We start from the raw sequence: 20532 nt of genomic DNA on the forward strand, positions 1-20532 counted from the left end.
CAAGGTGAGAGCTTGGCGTTCCAGCAGATAAGCAGTGGTGATCGGAAAGTGCTACAGTGACTTGTTACAGCGCAAGAAATTGAATACATGTAACTCACTGATTTAATTGAAACCTATCACCTCAGGATCGCATCCCCTAGGCTCCACCAAATCTTACCTGATCCGCCAACCATAGTTCTTCCTTTTCGGCAGCAGAACTTTCCTTTGTGGCCGAAACGGAACTAAGTTCGCTGTGCAGTGAACTAAAGAGAACCCCATGCCACCATTGCTGCACCTGCGGAACTCTATCGTTGCATTCATAGCTCTGCGCACCGCGAGTTGGCATTTGTCAGATTCCTCATCTAAATTTGCCACGAATGGCATTGAGGTTCGCGGGTGTGAGCAACATCTTCCCTTATCGCCGCAAGATAACCCGTTGCCTTTCGGTAGCGGGTTTTATCTTTTTCGCAGAGGTCAGAAAGCCAAAGGAGAATGTTGAACCGTAGGGCTTACCTAAAGTCTACTCGTACACTGCCGCCGCTTGAAGCAACTTATACAAGTCGGCCCACGTGATGTATTCCTCGCAAGGCTGATCGAAGAGGCTATTGCGCCCCTCGAAAGCTAGCAGCCATGCCTGCATTGCCTCCACAAAAGACTTGGTATTCAAGTTTTCTTCAGGAAACTCAGGATCACGCAACAAAATATTCAGTGCATTACAGAAGTCTCTTGCGGTTTTGATTTCGACAGCACGGTTATTTTCTTCTGACTTAAATTTCCTGCCCTTCATTAATTATCAAAATTTAAACCTAGAATCTTTCTAATCAGGAGGGTTTGGCTCGTTTGGCTGGGATCCTCACACCGGCCTCAAATTGCTTTCCTACCCATCCCGACGACACAGTTTTTTACCCAGAGCACATCGTCAATTACAAACTGTATTCGATCAAACAACTCGGGGACTTCAATCTGAAACGCTTTCAACAAATTCACGCCTTCTTCAATTCTGTAAGTTGTTTTGTGTATGTCGTAGAAAGTATTAAACAAAACCATTAAATTAGCTTTGTTTTCAACTTTCGCAGCTTTAAATTGATCGAACAAGATGTCAGCAGCAGCACTGGGTTCAACGTAATAGATGGCTGACAAAACCAGGCCGGAGACTTCCTCATCGGTCAGACCTTTCTCCAGTAAGGCCGATTTAATTTCGTTTAGTGATCGTTTGGTAGGTGTTTCGTACTTCATTTTATTGGCTTACCATTTGGCTTGAACAAACTGGCTTTGATCAGAGCATTTTTTGAGCTTTGAGGTAGATCTGACCAACTTCTTTCACAGAAACTGGAAGTTTCCCCCACCGCTTATAGGTTTCGCTCTTCAAAGTGTTCTGACATAGTTTTTAGATACATCATGCATTCGTTGTAATCTGGTGAAAAGTCAGCTGTCTTCCTTACCTCGCCGTATTTGCTTACAACGATGGCACATTTACGCATATTAGCGTGCTCAGGAATCTCAATGTCCGAGTGACGAAAGAACATCCACGCGCGACCGTAGCCGATACATTGAGTCCCAAGTATTTCTTGCTGGTTCGTGATAAATTCACACCATTCATTTTCTCCAGCGTGTATTGCTAGAGTTCGGATTTCCGAAAAAGTTAGTTCGCGTCGTTCCATCAACGATAACCTGGTATAACTGTTAAGTTTGACTTTAGATCAACAATGCTACCGAGCTGCGGGTCAATGTAATGTACCGTGCCTCCTCTATTGACGCCAACGATGACACGCTCAAAATTGAGAACAGAAGCACAACGATCAAGCCAATGATATGACGCAGAAAACCCATATGTGTGCTAAGCAGTTAGCGGTCACAAAAGCCATCCTCGCCACCTTCATCGGCAAATCATACGCTGTCAATATCAACCACGCACACCAAGAAATCCAAGATTTGGTCGAATGCATCACAATTGAACTGAAGCTGATGAACGTGGCACAGGAGTTGGAGCGGTGAGTGGTGACTGCCTCTGCCATCTCATAGTCATTTCAAATTCGGATGGGCTTCTTTCAGCTTTTTCAGGTGATTTTTGAAGATTTGATCCGCTTTGGATGAACGCAACCATTCCTGCCGTATTCCCTCAGCATCCGTAGCATCAACGGCTTTCCCAACGGCTTTACGGTCAAGTGCGCCAAGCCATTTCGAATGAGCCGTTCGGAAAAGCTCATATCCCAACTCAGTTAAGTCACTTTTGCGCAACTCAAATGTTTCTGAAATGCTCTCCGGCCCATCTACAAGCCTCCGCGTCAAAAGTGCGTTTTCTTGCAAGAACTTTGTGGGAACATACAGATAGTAGATGACTTGATCGAAAGTGTAGAGCGGTTTCGTGATGCGCTCTTTGGTTTCTTTATCAACGCGAATGAGCTCTTTGCGAGACAGATAACGCTTTGCCGAAATCAAGGTAAGGTCTCGTTCAGCCATTTTATTCCAACCTTATTACTTCTGAAGTGTTTTCCACTTCAACTAACTCGCCTGTTCTTGGGTTTTGAACATATACGCCGCCCGCATCACGAATATTTTCCTCTTTGGCAATTTGCGCACCCTTGTCCGCTGTCGGACTAGTCACTTCCGCAGCATATCCACACTGTCCATTGACGACAACGCAATCCAAGCGCCGCCCTTCACCTGTCACCGGATCACGTACAACATCTCCATTCGCGTCGCGTAGAAAGCGCTCTGTCAAAACGTTTTCTTCACCATGGATATCGGCCATTTCCTGTCGATACTGCTCTTGTCGACGGGTTCCATCTGCACGATTTTGATCCAACTGCTGGCGCCTTTGAACGTAATCCTCTGGTGAGCGTGGGGTTTCACCTGCATCCAACTTTCGCTGAACATAAGCGTCGTAGTCCGCTTGAGAATAAGGACTACCACTTGGCATCGTTCTATTTGTAGCTGAAGATATCTGGTCGGGTGTAGCAGGAGCAACCTCCAGTTTCCCGTCTCCCTTGCGTACAACCGCAATAACCTCGTCACCCTTTTTTAGCAGAACCGCGCCTACGTCGCCTACTCCTGGAACCAGGCCAACAAAGGCTCCTCCACACGTTGTTGCAGAAGGGGACGAGATGCATTCGTATGCCCCCTTTACGTCCCCGATAACAGGAATGAAGTCGACAAGTGCTTTGGCTGTTTCAGCTGAAACGTCGGCTGTTGTCTCGATGAGGTCCATTGCAACCTGATCACCAAGGGCACCGCAAGCCGCGGAAGCTCCTCCGGCGGCTAGGCATTCCTGTTCCGCCTTGTCGCTCAGAACAACGATAGCCATGCCCCATCCCTCGAAATTGTTTTGGAAATCGAGTTGGGCTGCATTGCTGGTCGCGTATACATTTTCGGCTTCGCCACCGGAGAAAAGCACACCAATAATAGCTGCTGAAACTTCGATGCGCTTGTCTAGGTCATCATCTGCCGTCAACGGGTTTTGCCCATCAGTGAGCAGGTCGGTTACAATTGTGCCCACGGCACCAGATGCGCAGTCAGCACCATTTGCTTCGGCAGCAACGCAGTTGATAAGCGCTTTTGCCACAGTTTTCTCAACCGAGAAGCCAACATGACCGTACTTCGTGGAAACCTCTTCAATTGCAGATCCCGCGACACCATTGGCGACATAGCTAACAACAGTATTCAGCACACCATCGCCAAAGTCTGTCCCGTATGCTGCCGAGTTGATCCCGGACGTGATGACACCATCCAGTCCTGTTTCAAGCAAACCTTCGACCGATATCTGTCCACTTCCAAAATTTGGAATAAGGCTACCGTTCGCACCTTCTCCCAGATTTATTCCAAGATCACTAATATCGATTGCGGTTGTTAGCCCTGCCGACAATGCCTGGATTGATGCGGTTTCAAGAATTTCTCCGAGATCGAACTCACCTGACACAACGCCGTCAACAGAGCCAAGCAGGACAGAATTCCCAAATGCGTTTAACGAACCGACCGCGAACGTCCCCTCTGCGAAACCCAAGGATGTGCCAAGGCCCGGAACGTAGGCACTTACAACTATCGCAACGAGCGCCTTGAACGCGGGCGAGAGCTGAGTTTTCTCTTCGTAGAAATACTCATCCGCCAGTTCCTGGCTGATCAGCTCCAGACCGTCGATGGCTAGAAGTTCCTCAGGATAGAGATCCTGCGGGTTGGGCGCATCAACACCTGCGGTTTGATACACCACCAACTCAGCATCACCGCCGATGTCGTAACTCATCCCTTGCCCGGCAAGCAATTCGGTCAACACGGCCGTTTCCGTAAAGATGGTCTCGGTGATCGTGGTCATGGTGACCAGACCCATGTCGGTCTCGAAGAACTCGGAACGGTGGCTGTCGATGGCGGCCTGAACCGAGAAATTACCACCGGTTGTGATGTTCAGGTTCTGACCAGCTGAAAGCGTTGCGCCGACCAAAGTGGTGTCTGAGCCGGACACGATGCTGAGATCGAGCGCTGCCAACGCATCTGTGCCGGTGTTGATGTGATCGACTGTGTGCAGCTGGCTGGATTTGCTCAGCAGCCCACCGAGGTAACTCTTCTCTTTGGTATGCGTCTCTTCAAACACATCGGTGTAGGTTCCGACAAGGATGTTGCCTTCAGTCGCAGTGAGGTTGATATCACCTGATGCGCTGGCGAACTCTGTCCCTGCAGTGGTCAGGTCACCTGTCTCGGCGATAACCTCGATGTCACCACCTGCTGTGATCCCGACTCCGCGGTTGGTGACGGCAAGCGTAGATCGCGTCTCCTTCTTCTTCGACAGGAACCCTCTGCTGGTTTTGCGGGTTTCCGATTTAGCTATGTCCTGCGCCGCAGCCAGAACTACATCGCCAGCCGCTGCCAGATGTGCCTTTCCACCCGCATCAATCTGTGTACCGACCAGTACTGCGTCTCCGCCCGCATTGGCGCTAAAGTCCCCACCTGTAGACAGTTGTGTAACCTGGGCGGTCAGGGTCAGGCGATCCGTGCCATTCTTCGCATCGCCCTCACTGTATTGCACGCCGGATTGCTCGGCGAGCAGGTAAAGGCTGCCACCCGCAGTCAGCCGCGTGTCCCCTGTGACCTGGGCCTGAACACCGGCCAGTGTCATGTCAGCAGAGGAGATGATCGACAGGTCACCACCCACGTCAAAGCGCGAGGCAAGATTCTCGGTGATCTTAGTGACGCTTGTGTTGGTGTAATATTCTTCTGTTTGCGCCAGTCCTTCGATGGTGACGTTTCCGGCGGCAAATATCGATGTGTCAGAGCTTGATCTGATCACCAGCGCTTTGCCGGAGAAATCTCCGCCTGTGAGGATATTAATCAGGTCTCCACCAAGTTCGGTGTCTTCAAAATCAATGTTGCCGAACGACGTCAGGGACAGAGAGCCGCCTTCTGCAATCAGCGACCCACCTGAACCCGTGATGCTGCCGGCCGTAATCTTCAGATCACCACTTTCGGATGCATTGGCTTTATCCAGCGATGCCAACACTCCGCTTTCGGACAAGCCAAACCGGTCGCCGAACCCGACAAACTCTGAGCCAGGTGTTTGGACTGCGTTTTCACCGTCAAAGCTTACGCCGTCGCTTTGATATCCATTCCATTCGGTGGGCCGGTTGATGTTTTGGAACAGCTCATTCTGAATCTGTAAACGGTCCAGGAAATAGTCAGAGGAGAGCAATTCCTCATAGGAAACCGGTGTTGTTCCAAAACTGGTGCGACCCTCACCAATCAAGGCATCCAGATTTGCCAGTGTCTGAAGCTCAGGTTGCACCGGGTCGAGAGACGGCAAGTTCACCACATTCGGTTGAACCGGTGCCAGCGCCGGCAGGTCCAGAACATCCGGCTGAACTGGTGTCAGGGATGAAGCCGGGACGATCAGATCGGGTAGAGGCGCCTTGCTTACGTTGGAGTTTTCTCTAGGAGAAATGACACTTGTGGTTCCGGATCGGATATCGCCATTCGCAACCGCTGTCGCGCTGCTGATATTGACGGCTCCACCCGCCAGAATCGTACCTGTTACTGCGTTTGCGCCATCCGCCTCTGCCCGATCCACCGGAGAATAAACAACAGTCTCCGTCCTGCGTGTCAGGCACCCGCAGCCATTGTCTCCGCCTAAGTTCTCCTCGACCGTTTCCTGGCGTGTGTACGTGGCTGTATGAGTAACCTTGTCGTCCTCATATGCCCTGTTCTCAAAGCGGTTACTTTCAATTTCCACCCCAGCTTCCGCGGAGATCAGCCCTGCATCGTTGATGACCGTGTTCGCTTGGATGACAATACCAGCACCAGAAAGGAGTTCCGGCTCGGGGCCGGATGTTGTGACTGTGCTGCCGGAGCTCCACGTCACGCCGCCGGTGTTTGATCTGACTCCGTTGAAATCGAAGATCGTCGCACAACTTCCCCCTAACACTGCACCAGAGTTGTTCTGGCGGCTTTGACTACAGCTGGATAGTTTCAGGTCAGCCGGATCAATGAAAAGATTTTCGGTAAGTGTCTTGTTGTCCGGAGTGCCTGCGAAAACTTCAACACCGGGCTGTGAAGGCTCAATCAGCAATCCATCGTAACGGTTGACGAAGGTTTCGGCCTCGATGCCCAGACCACCATCTGCTTCAATACGCCCGGACTGGTTCAGCACCGTTCCATCACGGGCTACTAGTTGCATTGTCTCGCCGGACTTAAGCAAACCACCGCGGTTGTTCAGATCAGACCCACTGCGCAGTTGAAGATTACCGCTCGCTTTGATCGTACCCCGGTTCTCCAGGTCACCATCGAGATCGAGCAGAAGGTCTCCATCGAACTCAACCCTTTCTGACGCGGCGACAGTAAGCCCACCGGTTTCCAACGTGACCGCAAGACCATCGCCCGCGCGCAACTGATCAAAATGCGAGTCTCTCAGACCTCCATTCAGCGACCCGGATTGCAGCTCCAGTACCGACTGCCCCACCGCCAGCGCCTCCGCACCAAGGCTGGTCTGTCCGGAGATTGTGATATTGGTGTTGCGGGCGTTTATCTGCCCTTGAAGATCAAGGTCTCCAGCTGTCACGGAAAGATTGGCCCTTTGGCCTGCAATCATGGTGCCATCAATGACCGCCCGATCCGTTGCTGTTACCTGCACATCTGCAATGGCTGCAATTTGCGAGCTATCCCCGGTTTGCACACGATCACCGGACAGGGTGACTGACCGCCCACGAGATCTGCCCGAGTGCTCCAGTGTGCCATCACGAGCTTCGATGGAAACACTGTCCTGTGCTTCGGCTTGCCCCCCGATCTGAGCCGTGGTCCCGGAGAAAGTAATGGATCCGGCCACAAGCTCGGATGTGTCTCCGGTTGTGAGTGAGGCTCCGGCCTTGAGTTCGGCTCGGTTCTGAACCGCAGCACGTCCGTTTAGAGCGACTTGGGTCTGAGCGTCTACATCGAGCGAATCCGCCACCAGTTCGGCACCATCTTCGATGGTTACCGACGCGCCGGTCGATGTGATTGCAAGCTCTGCCCCCGATGCGAGTTCGCCATCGAGGAGGATCTGATCTCTTGCCGTCACCGTGAGGCCATCCACCGCAGCAATCTGCGATGTATCGCCAGTCTCAACAGTGTCGCCAATTATCGAGACATTCTGCCCACGAGACACGCCGCTATGCTCAACCGCGCCAACCGTTGCCTCAATCGTCAGCCCATCAACGGCCCGAAGTTCACCAGATAGCTGCGCAGTTTCCCCCGTGAGCGCCACGCTGTCGGCCAGCAGCTCTGAATCCGCCCCTGTGGCCAGCTCGGTTCCCGCCGACACAGAAGCTGCCTCAAGAGCGGCGGCCTTGCCATCAAAATCAATACGAGTCTGTGCCTCAATATTCAGGGACTCGCCCAGAATCTCGGCATTTGCTTCAACGGCTATCCCGGCTGCTGTGGATTTGAGCGTCAGCCCCTTCCCGGCGACGAGCTCTCCGCTGATCTTAGCTTGATCTGCAGCGGTCACGCTCAAATCACCTACTGCGGCGATCTGTGATCCATCGCTCGTTTGAACGTCTTCACCTGTTATTGTGACAGCTTGCCCGCGAGAAGTGCCCCTGTGGTCGACGCTCCCGTCTGTCGCTTCAATGGTCAGGTTTTCAAGTGCCTGCACCTGGCCTTCAATCCGAGCGTCACCCCCGGTAAGAGCCGCAGATTCCGCGACCAGTTCTGAGCTGGCACCTGTTCTAAGCTCGGTTCCGGCCGTCAGCGAAGCTGTTTCAAGGGCAGCTGCCTTTCCGTCGAATGTCAGCTGTGTCAGCGCATTCACATCAATGGACTGTGCGAAGATTTCCGACGTGCCGTTCAGCGCTACGGAAGCACCGGTTGATGCTGCCTCAAACGCCTCGCGCGCAACAATCGCGCCGGAGATGTTCAGCATACCGGCGCTTTCCAGACGGATTGCACCGCCCGCTGCCTGACCGTTGAAGGTCAGGTCTCCGTTGCTGGTTCTGATGTCGATCAGAGCGCCGCTCTCGGAAGTGATCGCGCCTTCAAGAAGGATTGGTCCCTGGTTGCGGACCTGAATGCGACCGCCCGCACGAATTTGCGGTGTGTGACCACCAGCAGGAGCACCCAGCGTCAGCTGCCCGTCAGCCCGCAGCGCGATATTGGTCGAGGAGGCCATGTCCCCGTTCAGACGCACACCCACGCCGTTCTCGGTGGCAATCAAACGGATCGCATTGGCATACATGCCACCAAGAGCGGCGACATCCACAGCCAACACCGGGGCCGCACCTTCTCCGGCCTGCTCGGTGATCCCTGTTACGGCGCCGGTCTCAGGATCGTAGGACCAATTATAGTCCACCTGATTGGCACCGGCGACGACATTGAGCTGATCCGCACGCATCTTGCCGTAAATCGCGGCCGCTCGTGCAATCACATCGACACGGCTGGTGTCGGTCAGACCTATCCGGTTTTCCGGGTTCAGACCTCCGGCCCCGATTGTAACCGTGCCTCGGCGTACATCGAACCCAGTCAGTGCTCCATTGCTGCCGAAATGCGGCTTTCCGGTCGTCAGGGTCGCACGTCCTGTGTTGATGAAACCACAGCCGTTGCAGGTGATGCCAAACTCGTTGGCGACCACCACATCCATGCGCTTTCCGGCCACTTCGAGAATGCCGCCCAGCTGGGTCTGATTGCCGCCGACAACCTCACCGATCCACAGATTGGCCTCTTGTCCCGGCGTCAGATTCCCGTTGCCTTCGATCACGCCGCCCAGTTGCGTATTGGTAATCGTGGCCGAGTTGTTCAGGATAAGGTCATTAGCCTGAAAGTTGGTGTAGACATCGTGGCTGACGCCCGCACCATTCGGAGTCGAGATGTTGATTACGGAGGTGCCGTTCAGAGACTGGTCGACATGTGGACGCGGACCTGTATTTGGGTTCACAGGTTGGATGTTCTGCGCATGTAGCAGGGCGGGTTGTATCGTCAGCGCCAGCGTCAGAATTGAAGAAACGACTTTCTCAAAATCACTTCTACGCATGGACAACACTTCCCAAATTACTTTGAACGGCCGGAAATCTCATCAGAATTGCAACCTCAGACTGACATACCCAACGGTCTTGTCGGACTCGAAGGCTGGATTGTTGTTGGGTGGGGAATCTTCAGGTCGGCTTAACGCGTGCGCCACCTGCATCTGCAACGTGACCTGACTGTTCATGATAATATCCGCGCCGAGACTGACACCTGCCAGATGATCCTGTGACCAGCGGCGCAAGGTCGACGGCTTGATATACCCAAGATCGAGGCCAGCATTCATGCGCACCTCAAATCTGGGTGCCTTGTAAGCACCCCATTCTACGGTGTTGCGCAGATAGATACCGGTATCGCCATAGAGGCTATTGTCGTGAAAGCCGCGAACCGTGCTCCAGCCACCGATACCGAACTGCTCAATCCCCGGCAGGATATCGTCCGAATATTGCCCGGCCAGCGTACCCCGATAGGTCAAACCGCTTTCCCCAATCGGAGTAGAGAAATCAGCGCGGAGTTTTACCAGTCTGAAATCCTGATCAATGACGCTCCGTTCTGGAATGTCAGCTCCCAGCGCATCGAGTCCGGCCTTTAAGCCTATGTTCCAGAACAGCCGCCCCTGTCCGATGGTCTGTTCACCTCTCAGGCCCAGCGAGGCGATTGTCAGGCGCTGGCGCTGACTGGTGATCTCAATGCCATTGATCGAGGTTTTGGTTCTGTTCAGCTTCAGATCGCCATAGGCATAAACCTTGGATGTCTGGTTTCGCATCAATAGCCGTTCGGTCAGAAGGATCAGGTACTGGCTGCGCCCCTCTGTGACAAAGGATTGATTGATGCCCTGGGTGATGAAGCGATAGTCACTGGCTCCAAGATCCGCATTGAACAACCAGTTGCCCACCGGCAGACCCCAGTCGAGAGAAACAGAATCCGAATAACGCTCACCGCGTTCTTCAAAGGGGGTGGTGGTGATCCCAATCCGCAGCTGGTCATTAAGATTCAATGCATTGTCGAGACCAAAGGTGCTGGTACCTTTTATCCGGCCGGTGGATTCGAAACCGGAATTGTCGAATTGGAAATCCAAGTACCATGGGCGGCGGTCCTGCACGTCAACCTGGATGAACGAACCACCAGGCGTCTCTCCGGGCACTAGCTGGAATTGTCCGCTCGCCGACCGGGGCGCGTTAATATTCTCTAACCCCTGTTCCAGATCGCGCAGGTTCAAGAGGTCTCCGCGTGCAGTCGGAAAGGCCGTATTCAGACGCACATCCGCAGGCTTGCCAGTTCCGTAGACATAGCCTTCGATGCGGCCCGGCACGATGGTGATCGCAAGAGACCCGTCTGCAATATCCTGTTCTGGCACGTAAGCGCGGGTCGTGATGAACCCCAGCTCCTGATAGAATGTATTGATCAGGTTCAATGTCTGCGCGATGTCGGCCGCTGTCGCACAGGTGCCAATCAGATTGCGATAGCCTACCGGCTTACGTTTGAACGCTTCAAAACCCTCGAGGTCAATGCTGCGGATCTCAAAGCACGGCCCGCCCGGAGGAGGGACATAGAGTTCCGCTCCAGCAGTTTGATCCTGCACCACATCCTCACGTTCTTCGAATTCCCGGCGACGACGTTCCTGTTCTTCCGTCTGCTGAGTTTGCTGTTGAAGAATATCGTTGCCGATGCGCTGCAAATCACCCGGCGCGACGCCTTGCGCTGAAACAGCTGCTGCCATCAGCAAGATCGCTTTGAGACCGAGTGCTGTTGTCAGGAAGAGGGATCGCAAACCCATCAGTTGTCCCCCGCCGTTCTGATCCGATTGTAAGCAGCGGTGAACCCGCGCAGAGAAACCGGGAAATCAACCGCCTTGTCGCGGGCTGTCCAAACTCGGGCTTTGACTTCCAGTCCCTTCCGGAATGCCGCCAGGACATCGCCGTCCATCCGAAACCCCGCGTGACAACCAAGTTGGTCGCAGACCTCGTACAGAACCTTGAAGGGACGGCGTTTGTCCACGTGCAACTCGATGCCCGGAGCCAGATAGACACCAACAGGCACCGTTATGACCGCATAGCTTTGGCCCGTGTCCTCATCGTCAGAAACACTCAGCAGGAATACAGGAGGGCCATTCTCTTCGGCGGCAACACTTTGGAGCATCTGGCATGCGGAACCTTGCTTCACGGACTGACACAATACCCGCCAGTCCGAAAACACCTCTTCCGTAGACTGGGGCTCAGCCACTTGTGCCAAAGCCGTCGACTGGAAGAGGGCGAGACCCACACTCATCGCCAACCGGCATAGAGATCCGCTCCTCATGCGCATTCAAACCTGTAGGTTATGCGAACATGCGGCGTGTTTACGGGAAAGCTCGCCGTCTGGACCAATTGCCCGGCAGCTGCATTCCATGTCTTTTGTGTGTATGTGGTTTGTTTGTCGAATGGCGCCGAAACGCTTCGGGACGTGATGGTCGCGGGTCCCGCACAAATCTCGTTGAATGCGTTCTGGCTGAACGTACCCTGCTGATCGGCATGGTTTGCGCGCACTTCTATGGATGCCGCATAGTCGCCGTCGCTTGACGGAGAAACGCTATCAATCTCCTTCAGCCGTTCTGGTGAAGTTTCTGAACAACCGCTCAGGAGGCACACAACAGCCACGGAGAATAGAAGTGGGGTTTTCATAACAGATGAACCAATCTGAACCGACGAGAACTCAAAGCCTGAAAGCGCGCTACTGCGCAGCCTGATCCAGCGGCATTGCTTCCCATTCGCGGGCAAAACTCTGTGCTGCCTCCAGATCATCACGATCCAGCTGTGCACTCAGCGTATCTCGCAGCACACGGGCCTCTTCCATGCCCCGCGCAGACGCCAGATTGGCATAGCCATGCGCTTTAATCAGATCCCTCTCCACGCCGTTGCCTGACTGATAGGCTTTGGCCAGCTCGAAGAGACCCAGAGGATTGCCAGCCCCTCCGGTGCGCGAGAAGTTCTTGAAGGCGGTTTCATAGCTCTGCGCAACGCCGTCACCATCGTAATAGGCTTGACCGAGGTAGTTGATTGCCGCCACGTGGTTCTGCTCTGCGGCTTGCTGCCAATAGGTCACGGCTTTGACCGCATCCTGCTCCACGCCTTGTCCACCTGTGAATAGCAACCCGCAGTTGAATGCGCTGTTGGCATCTCCAGACTCAGCCGCCGCACAAATTAACTCTGCAGCGCGCTTGTAGTCCTGCAAGACAAGTTCACCGTTCAGGTACATTAAACCGAGCCGGTTCTGCGCCAGCGCGCTCCCCTGATCAGCGGCCGCGCTATAGAGCTCGACAGCACGGCGCATGTCGCGCTCAGTTCCCAGACCCATCTCAAACAGGCGCCCGATGAAAAACGCACCATCCGCGTCACCGTCATCAAAACCAGCCTGGAACTCCTCGACTGCGCCCGAAACATTACCAGCTTCAAGGGCGGCTATGCCCGCGGGAACGTCAGCAAATGCAGCACACGCAATAGATGCGGAAGCAGCTCCGCCAAAAGCGGTCTTCAAAATACGCATTCCGTAACCTTTTGTTTATTTTATTAGCTTCTCGCTAACAAAGGTCACAGCACACGTTAAGGGGGAAAATCAGATCAAACTTCACTAATAAGTTATGCACCTTTGGTCTGTGGCCGCAATGTGGCAACTCGCGTCGATTGGAGAGGTGCCCGGCCTGTTTGACGCCACATTTGTATCCATGAAAACAAAATGTCTGAGCTTTTTAACGTTTCCGAACTGACCCGGGAGACAGGTGATCCAGCTTCAGAGCTTCTAAACGACGAATCGGTTTACTTGCCCCGACACCCAAATCAGCCACAACGCTTTGTGATCCAAGGCACTAGCCACGGTTGGTGAGGGACACCCCGACAAGCACCATTGCGCCGCCGACCAGCATGGCAAGGCTCAACGGCTCTTGCAAAAGTGTGGCGCCGAGCAACACCCCAAATACAGGGACGAGATTGGTAAAGACCGCAGTACGTTCAGGTCCAAGCGCGCTCACCCCGTGGCAAAACCAAACAAAAGGCACCACAGTACCGCCGATAGCCAGATAGACGATGGCTAAGGCGCAAGTTGGCGTCGGAAGCTGCGGCACCTGAGCCGGACCGGTGAACAACAGCCCCAACATCAGCAACAGAAAACCGATCAGCGCCGCCCAGGTGGTAGCCGCCAGAGGTGAGATATCCCCAAGTACCCTTCGTCCCAGAAGGGTAAAGGCTACCCAGCTGCCCACTGCGGCCAGCATAAACATCTCTCCTTGCCCAAAACTTTGCCGAACGCCAGCTAGCACTCCGACAACATTTCCCTGGGTGAGGACTATGAGCGCCCCGACAAAAGCCACTGAAATCCCGGCAACCTGCCCAAACGGTAAGAGCCGACGTGCGATTACACCGCCAGTCAAAGCCACAGCGATAGGATTGAAAGCCACGAACAGAGCCGTTCTGGAGGCGGGCATCTCTGACAAAGCGGCAAAGAAGAACAGGTTGTAAAGGCAAACACCGGTCAGCCCAAGCAGCCCTATCAATACGGCCTGCCGCCAGGTGAGCCGCGGCAAACGGCCTTCGATCCTCCACAAGATCGACAACAACACCATTGCGGCCAAGCCAAACCGAGCCGTTGCAGCCACCAGAGGGGATAGTTCGTTTGCAACTATGCGTCCGGCGACAAAGGTGCCGCCCCAGAGGAAAGCCATCATGGTGAGCCGGAGATAGAGCAGGAAGTTCAGCGGGCTGATTGAGTGTGACAGGGTTTGGGACATACGGGCCACCTGATAGATCCAATTGCCTGCACCTGATTTCAGTTATACAGTAGTATAGTCAAATAAGGATTTACTTATGACTTTCGGGCAGCTTAAAATCTTCGCCACATTGGCTGAGACACGCGGTTTCACCGCGGCGGCCCTCAGACTGGGCGTCAGTCAGCCAGCAGTGTCGCTTGCGCTCAAAAATCTCGAAGAAGAGCTTGGCGTCATTCTGTTCGATCGCAGTTCCTCGCCGATCGCACTGACACCACTGGGCAAGAGCCTTTTGGCCCGCGCCCGCCAGATTCTCGGGCTGTCGGATGCCATGCTGCAAGAGGCGTCCGAATATCGCGGTGTTCAGACCGGCAGTTTGCGCATCGGGTCCTTCGGCGCGACATCTTCATTGCAAATCTTGCCGCGCCTTCTCGAAACATTTCACAAAGCCCACCCAGGCATCGAGGTGATGGTCGAAGAAGCTGCCGACGAAGAGGTCATCCGGTGGATCGAAGATAGGCGTGTCGACCTTGGTTTTGTCGTTTTGCCTGATGACCGTTTTCGGACATGGCCCGTTGCGAAAGACCAGTTTGTCGCCTTGGTTGCCGCTGAAAGCCCATTGGCGCGGCAACCCTCCATCCGGCTGAACGAATTGTGCGAAGCGCCCTTCATAATGCCAGAATCTGGTTCCGCCGGTATCATCCGTCGTCTGTTCACCCAATCTCGCCTAAGCCCCAAGGTCCGTTATCGGACCTCTCAGGTCCTAAGCACCCTGACTATGGTGGCTCGCGGGCAAGGCGTGTCGGTCGTGGCCGAAATGGCTCTGCCACCCTGGACCGAAAAGGAAGGTTGGATCAGAAAACCATTGAGTCCGGTCAGAACACGCACCATCGGTCTCGCGATGCATCCCCATGCAACGCCATCCCCGGCAGCGGTTGCCTTTGTGGAAATGGTAGAGAAGAACCTAAGCGTCGCCTGACAGGGATCACAAAAGGACGTCCACCATCACGAGTTGAACCGTTTGAGTTCAATGCGCACGTCAGAGTGTTAAGCGACAAATGACAACTATCCGCCTTAGGTGGCCCGGCCGAGTATCTTCTTTGGGCTGATAATGCCTAACGTACTGATAGCGCGCATACTGCACCGCAACACGTTTAAGGGCGTTAATCGACGCAAGCGGCAGCGATGCTGCAAATAGCGGGCTTTGTAGTTTTCGTGCCACGTTCCTGAAAACCGAGCCTCTCCGTTCACCCTTTTTGCAGAAACCGGAATGTCGAGCATTCAAATTTTTCGTTGCCGAAACCGGTTTCGGAACGAACAATTGGCAAGATGAGACCGAATCCTAGTCTACCACAGCCTCAAACTCAGCTCCGGCGCCACTCGGCGTCCGGCCGGGTGAAGTTGGACGAACTGGCTGATCATCTCGGTCTTTCAAAGAGCACAGTGTCACGCGCTTTGAACGGGTATTCCGATATCTCTGAGTCCACGAGGAAGAGGGTTGAAGCCACTGCGCGAAAGATGGGCTATCGCCCGCTCAGCCACGCGCAGGCGATCCGCACAGGAAAAGTGCGTGCCATTGCGATGGTTATCAACAGCGGAGAACCGGACCGGCACAATCCGTTTCTTCAGGACTTTCTGGCAGGTGCTTGCGAAGCCGCCAGCGTATTCGATTGGACGATGACCATATCAACGGCCAAGTCCGAAAAAGATATGCTCGACGTTCTGGGACGGCTTGTGGAAGAGCGCAAGGCGGATGGGTTTATCCTGCCCAGAACCGAAGTCGACGACGCCCGTGTCGAGTACCTGAGGGCGTTGAAGGTTCCATTCATTCTCTATGGTCGAACAGGGTATGGTCAGGGCGACCTTCACGGCGATACGTCATGGTTTGATATCTCCGGCGAAACGGCAATCCGCAGTGCGGTCAGCCGTTTGAGCGGGTTTGGCCATCGTCGCATCGGCTTTGTCGGTAGCGATCCGAAATTCAACTACAGCCACCTCCGCCGCGATGGGTATCTTGACGGCCTGAAGGCCGCTGGTTTGCCTATCGATCCTGATCTGATCCGTGAAGGCGCGCGCACCCGCGATGAAGGGGCAACCCAAGCGCGGGCCTTGTTGGAGCTTGAGAACCCGCCTACCGGAATCGTCTTTGCGACAGATCTGGCTGCGTTGGGGTCTTATTCTGTTTGCGCCGAATTTGGCCTGCAGATCGGACGGGATGTTTCGATCCTTGGCTATGATGGCATACCTGAATGCCAATATGTCAGCCCGGGGCTTACGACATTCAGCGTCGACTCACAGCGGGCCGGAGAGCGTCTTGCTGAAATGCTCATACGGCAGACCCGTGGTGAAGCGCCTGAAAGCCTGCGTGAGCTTGGCGAAGCCGTTCTTTTGGAACGGGAATCTGATGGACCACCGCGCCTGACACCCGAGGAACTGGCGCAAAAAATTACGCAATTCAAAAATGGTAACCGGGGAGGAGACCGACCATGAAACTCACACCCAAGGCATCTCGACTGATGCTGGGAACATCACTTGCACTGGCTTTGGCAGCAATGTCCGCACAGGCAGATACAATTCGCTTTTGGACAACCGAAGAACAGCCAGAGCGGCTTGCAAAGCAGCAGGAAATGGCGGACCAGTTCAAGGCGGAAACCGGCACCACGGTTGAAGTGATCCCGGTGACAGAAACCGATCTCGGTACCCGAGCCACTGCTGCATTCGCTGCCGGAGACCTGCCTGACGTGGTCTACCACCCGCTGCAATACGCCCTGCCCTGGGCCGAAGCAGGCATCCTTGACACCGAAGCTGCAACCGAAGTGATCGAGGAACTGGGTGCCGACACTTTCGCCCCCGGTGCGCTGGGGATGGCTGCATTCAATGGCGAAACGGCCTCGGTTCCGGTTGATGGCTGGACCCAGATGGTTGTCTATCGCAAAGACCTGTTTGACGAGGCGGGATTGGAAGCGCCGAATTCTTTCGACAACGTATTGGCCGCGCTGGAAAAACTGCACAACCCGCCCGAAATGTATGGCTTTGTTGCCGCGACCAAGGTCGATGAGAACTTCATGAGCCAGGTGCTGGAGCATGTGTTCCTTGCCAACGGCGTCTCGCCGGTTGGCGCGGATGGTTTCCAGCCGCTGGATGAGGCCAAGACAACCGAAGTTCTGGATTTCTACAAGGCGATCTCGAAAGCCTCGCCTCCGGGTGAGCTTTACTGGAAGCAGTCGCGCGAACTTTATTTCGACGGCAAGGCCGCGATGATCATCTGGTCGCCCTTCATTCTGGATGAACTTGCCGGATTGCGTGACAGCGCGCCGCCAACAATTTCAGACGATCCGACCTCAAGCGAACTGGCGAGCAAAACCGGTATCGTGACCAATTTCGCGGGCCCATCTAACCCGGATGGCGCAGCGTGGGGCGACGTGCGGTATTTCGGCATTACCAACGATGCGGATACGGATGCCGCGATGGAGTTCGTGAAATTCGCGATGGATGATGGATACACGCAAACCCTGGCGATTGCGCCCGAGGGCAAGTTCCCGGTTCGTCGCGGCAACGCCGACAATCCGACGGCCTTTGCCGAAGCATGGGCCGAGCTGCCTGTAGGCGTTGACCGCAAAGCACCTTTGGGTGAGCTTTATGACCAAGCGATGATCGACGAGATCGTAGGCGGCCTGGACGTTGCACAGCGCTGGGGCGTGGCCGAAGGTCAGTTGGCGCTGGCGTCGAAGATGATCAACAGTCAGGCCATCAACCGCGTTGTCCGCCAATATATCGATGACGAAATCGACGCAGCAGCAGCCGTTGCCGCGATGAATGAAGAACTCGCCAAGGTCGAGTAACGCCACCAATTATTGGCATCTGCAGCGGCGTTCGTGCCGCTGCACCCAAACCTTCGAGGTAACTCATGTCTTCGGCCACCCCACCGACCGGAACCGGGGCTCTTGCCAAACGCGAGGCGCGTCTGGCCTGGGCGCTGCTGGCTCCGACCGTGATCAGCGTGTCGCTTGTGGTGATTTTGCCCTTGCTGGCGATCATCTGGATCAGCTTCAAACCGTTTACCCTGTCCGACCTCCGCCCGCCTGCTCCGGTCGTTCGCGAAAGCCTGCGCGGCTCTGGTGACGATCTGCGGATTGAATACCGGCTGCGCAATTCCAGTCAGGAAATCGCCATCGACGGCGTAACCCTGACTGATGTGCTACCCGACGGTGTTGCCGTCGGAGAAATTGCCGCGCCGTGCGTTTTAGACGGGCAGGAATTGTTTTGCGATTTCGGCACTTTAAACGGCGGCCAGCGTGAGCGTGTCCGCATCCCGGTCACGATCAACAGCGATCCCGACGCATTCGAGGAAATCGTCGAAGACTCCGAACCTCGCCTCACGGGCAGTGGGCCAAACGTTCTGACCAACTTTGAATTCAGCCTCGAGAACTTTGCTCGTGTCTTTGATGGGTCAGAGTTCTGGGGCGTCCTCTGGGTCACGCTGTTCTATACAGTCTTCGGCACGATTGGCGCTTTGGTCATGGGCTTGTTCGCAGCTTTGCTGTTGAACAAGAGCTTCAGGGGACAAGGCTTCATCCGCGGCCTTTACCTGTTCCCTTATGTCGCCCCCGTCATCGCCGTCGCTTTCACATGGGTGACGCTGTTTGACCCCTTCTCGGGTTCCGCTAACGCTTTGCTGGTGCAGATGGGGCTGAGCGGCGAGCCGATCAATTTCTTCGGTGAACGCCCGCTAGCGCTGATCATGGTCACCGTGTTTGAGATCTGGCGCTATTTCCCGCTGTCGTTCCTGTTCATCCTGGCGCGAATGCAGTCCATAGACTCCAGCATGTACGAGGCGGCGGATATGGACGGGGCCTCTCCGTTCCAGAAGTTCTGGCTGCTGAGCATCCCGCAACTGTTGGGCATCCTGTCGGTCTTGTTCCTGCTGCGCTTCATTTGGACGTTCAACAAGTTCGACGACATTTTCCTGCTGACCGGCGGCAATGCGGGCACCCGCACGTTGACCGTGAACGTCTATGAGCAGGCCTTTGCGATCTCGAATATTGGTGCCGGTGCGGCGGTGGCCGTCGTGATCCTGGTGTGCCTGATCGCCTTCAGCTTTGTCTTCTTCCGTTTCATCAGCCGAGAGGAGGGCCTGTGATGCGCAAAGGGTATCTTACTGCCCCGGTTCTGGGCGCTCTGTGGCTTGTCGTGGTTGCCACCACCGTTGCCATCACCATGTCGTTCTCAACCGGGGCCGCTTTTCGCCCGCAAGTTCTGCTCAGTCTGATCTGGGGTTCAGTCGCCGGTTTAGTCTATGTCCGCTTTCCCGCGCAGCGTGCTCCGGCCCGTCTGGGGATATCGGCGTTGCTGGGGCTGTCCGGGTTGACCGGATTTGGTCCGGTTCTGATCGGCTCAGACACATCTCTGCAGGCTGTTGTGGTCACGGTTATCGCCATGGCCGTCGTCATGCACCTTTCCTTGGGGGCGATCCTGAAAGAAACACCATTCGGGGAGCTCACGCGCCATGAATACGAAGAGGCGGTGATCCGCTTCTGCACAGGGTTCGGCTATATCTTTTTCACGGCAATCGTCGTGATCCCCTTCTACGTGATGGTGATGACCAGCCTGAAATCCCAGCAGGCGCTATTGCAGAACCCGCTGGACTTCTCGGTCGACCTGTCTCAGGGCACCGAACTGTTCCGCAGCTACACCGAACTGTTCCGGGACTTCAACTTCGGTACATACCTATGGACCTCGCTTTACGTCTCGGTCCTGACCGTGTTTATCACGCTGCTGTTCAGCGTCCCCGGCGCTTATGCGGTGGCGCGGTTCCGGTTTCAGGGTCAAAAGGCGTTCTCGCGTTCGATCTTGTTGATCTACATGGTGCCGATGATCGTTCTGGCGCTGCCGATCTATATCGCTTTCTCACTGACCGGCTTGCGCAACTCGATCCTCGGCATCGTCATGATCTATCCGGTCACCACGATCCCGGTCGCGCTGTACATGCTGCAAGGCTATTTCCGGGGTCTGCCGACCGAGGTGGAAGAGGCCGGGCTGATGGATGGCCTGTCGCGTCTGGCGGTGATCTGGAAGATCACCCTGCCCCTCAGTCTGCCGGCGCTGGCGTCGGTCTCGCTTTACGTTTTCATGATCGCCTGGAATGAATTCCTGCTGGCTTTCATGCTGCTGGACGACCCGTCGAAATTCACCCTGACCCGAGGGGTCACGATGCTGAACTCCTCAGAAATTCCCCGTCAGCACCTGATGGCCGGTGCGGTGATCGCCACCGTTCCGATCATGGCGCTGTTCCTGGGGCTTGAACGTTTCATGACCAAAGGCCTCACAGCGGGGTCTGTCAAAGGATGACA

General features: G+C 54.9%; 14 protein-coding genes. 6 read left to right on the plus strand and 8 right to left on the minus strand.

Going from position 1 to position 20532, the window contains the following annotated elements; translation table 11 throughout:
* Positions 1 to 499: 499 nt before the first annotated feature.
* Positions 500 to 766, minus strand: a complete 267-nt coding sequence (locus ACR0AA_RS21540; RefSeq protein ID WP_480757328.1) for a DUF7660 family protein — start codon at positions 764 to 766, stop codon at positions 500 to 502.
* Positions 767 to 843: 77 nt separating this feature from the next.
* Entirely contained in the window at positions 844 to 1215 is a 372-nt protein-coding gene (locus ACR0AA_RS21545) for a hypothetical protein (RefSeq protein ID WP_480665854.1), read from the minus strand.
* Positions 1216 to 1791: 576 nt separating this feature from the next.
* On the opposite strand from ACR0AA_RS21545, the gene ACR0AA_RS21550 reads away from it, so the two are divergent.
* Positions 1792 to 1974: a hypothetical protein gene (locus ACR0AA_RS21550; protein WP_480665855.1), complete on the plus strand. Its 183-nt coding sequence runs from the start codon at positions 1792 to 1794 to the stop codon at positions 1972 to 1974.
* A 27-nt stretch (positions 1975 to 2001) separates the two neighbouring features.
* On the opposite strand, the gene ACR0AA_RS21555 is transcribed toward ACR0AA_RS21550, so the two are convergent.
* The 6 genes from ACR0AA_RS21555 to ACR0AA_RS21580 form a co-directional block, all read right to left on the minus strand.
* Positions 2002 to 2439 carry a hypothetical protein gene (locus tag ACR0AA_RS21555; protein WP_480665856.1) on the minus strand — a complete coding sequence of 146 codons (438 nt, stop codon included), beginning with the start codon at positions 2437 to 2439 and terminating at the stop codon, positions 2002 to 2004.
* A gap of 1 nt (position 2440) precedes the next feature.
* Positions 2441 to 9457 carry a two-partner secretion domain-containing protein gene (locus ACR0AA_RS21560; RefSeq protein WP_480757331.1) on the minus strand — a complete coding sequence of 2339 codons (7017 nt, stop codon included), beginning with the start codon at positions 9455 to 9457 and terminating at the stop codon, positions 2441 to 2443.
* Positions 9458 to 9499: 42 nt separating this feature from the next.
* Positions 9500 to 11224, minus strand: a complete 1725-nt coding sequence (locus tag ACR0AA_RS21565; protein ID WP_480757334.1) for a ShlB/FhaC/HecB family hemolysin secretion/activation protein — start codon at positions 11222 to 11224, stop codon at positions 9500 to 9502.
* Entirely contained in the window at positions 11224 to 11709 is a 486-nt protein-coding gene (locus tag ACR0AA_RS21570; protein WP_480665859.1) for an invasion associated locus B family protein, read from the minus strand. The genes ACR0AA_RS21565 and ACR0AA_RS21570 overlap by 1 nt, the downstream gene beginning before the upstream one ends.
* Positions 11710 to 12156: 447 nt before the next feature.
* Positions 12157 to 12969, minus strand: a complete 813-nt coding sequence (locus ACR0AA_RS21575; RefSeq protein ID WP_480665860.1) for a tetratricopeptide repeat protein — start codon at positions 12967 to 12969, stop codon at positions 12157 to 12159.
* A 319-nt stretch (positions 12970 to 13288) separates the two neighbouring features.
* On the minus strand, positions 13289 to 14206 hold the full coding sequence (locus tag ACR0AA_RS21580) for a DMT family transporter (protein ID WP_480665861.1): 918 nt from the start codon (positions 14204 to 14206) through the stop codon (positions 13289 to 13291).
* Between the two features lie 76 nt (positions 14207 to 14282).
* On the opposite strand from ACR0AA_RS21580, the gene ACR0AA_RS21585 reads away from it, so the two are divergent.
* The 5 genes from ACR0AA_RS21585 to ACR0AA_RS21605 all read left to right on the plus strand — a co-directional run bounded on the left by ACR0AA_RS21585 (position 14283) and on the right by ACR0AA_RS21605 (position 20530).
* Entirely contained in the window at positions 14283 to 15161 is an 879-nt protein-coding gene (locus ACR0AA_RS21585) for a LysR family transcriptional regulator (RefSeq protein ID WP_480665862.1), read from the plus strand.
* 350 nt (positions 15162 to 15511) lie between these two features.
* Positions 15512 to 16672, plus strand: a complete 1161-nt coding sequence (locus tag ACR0AA_RS21590) for a LacI family DNA-binding transcriptional regulator (RefSeq protein WP_480665863.1) — start codon at positions 15512 to 15514, stop codon at positions 16670 to 16672.
* A complete protein-coding gene (locus ACR0AA_RS21595; RefSeq protein ID WP_480665864.1) occupies positions 16669 to 18024 on the plus strand; it encodes an ABC transporter substrate-binding protein in 1356 nt (451 codons plus the stop codon). Before ACR0AA_RS21590 ends, ACR0AA_RS21595 begins: the two co-directional genes overlap by 4 nt.
* A 65-nt stretch (positions 18025 to 18089) precedes the next feature.
* Entirely contained in the window at positions 18090 to 19322 is a 1233-nt protein-coding gene (locus ACR0AA_RS21600) for a carbohydrate ABC transporter permease (protein WP_480665865.1), read from the plus strand.
* Positions 19322 to 20530: a carbohydrate ABC transporter permease gene (locus ACR0AA_RS21605; RefSeq protein WP_480665866.1), complete on the plus strand. Its 1209-nt coding sequence runs from the start codon at positions 19322 to 19324 to the stop codon at positions 20528 to 20530. Before ACR0AA_RS21600 ends, ACR0AA_RS21605 begins: the two co-directional genes overlap by 1 nt.
* Positions 20531 to 20532: the final 2 nt, after the last annotated feature.

This window comes from Ruegeria sp. CE8, from assembly GCF_056537465.1.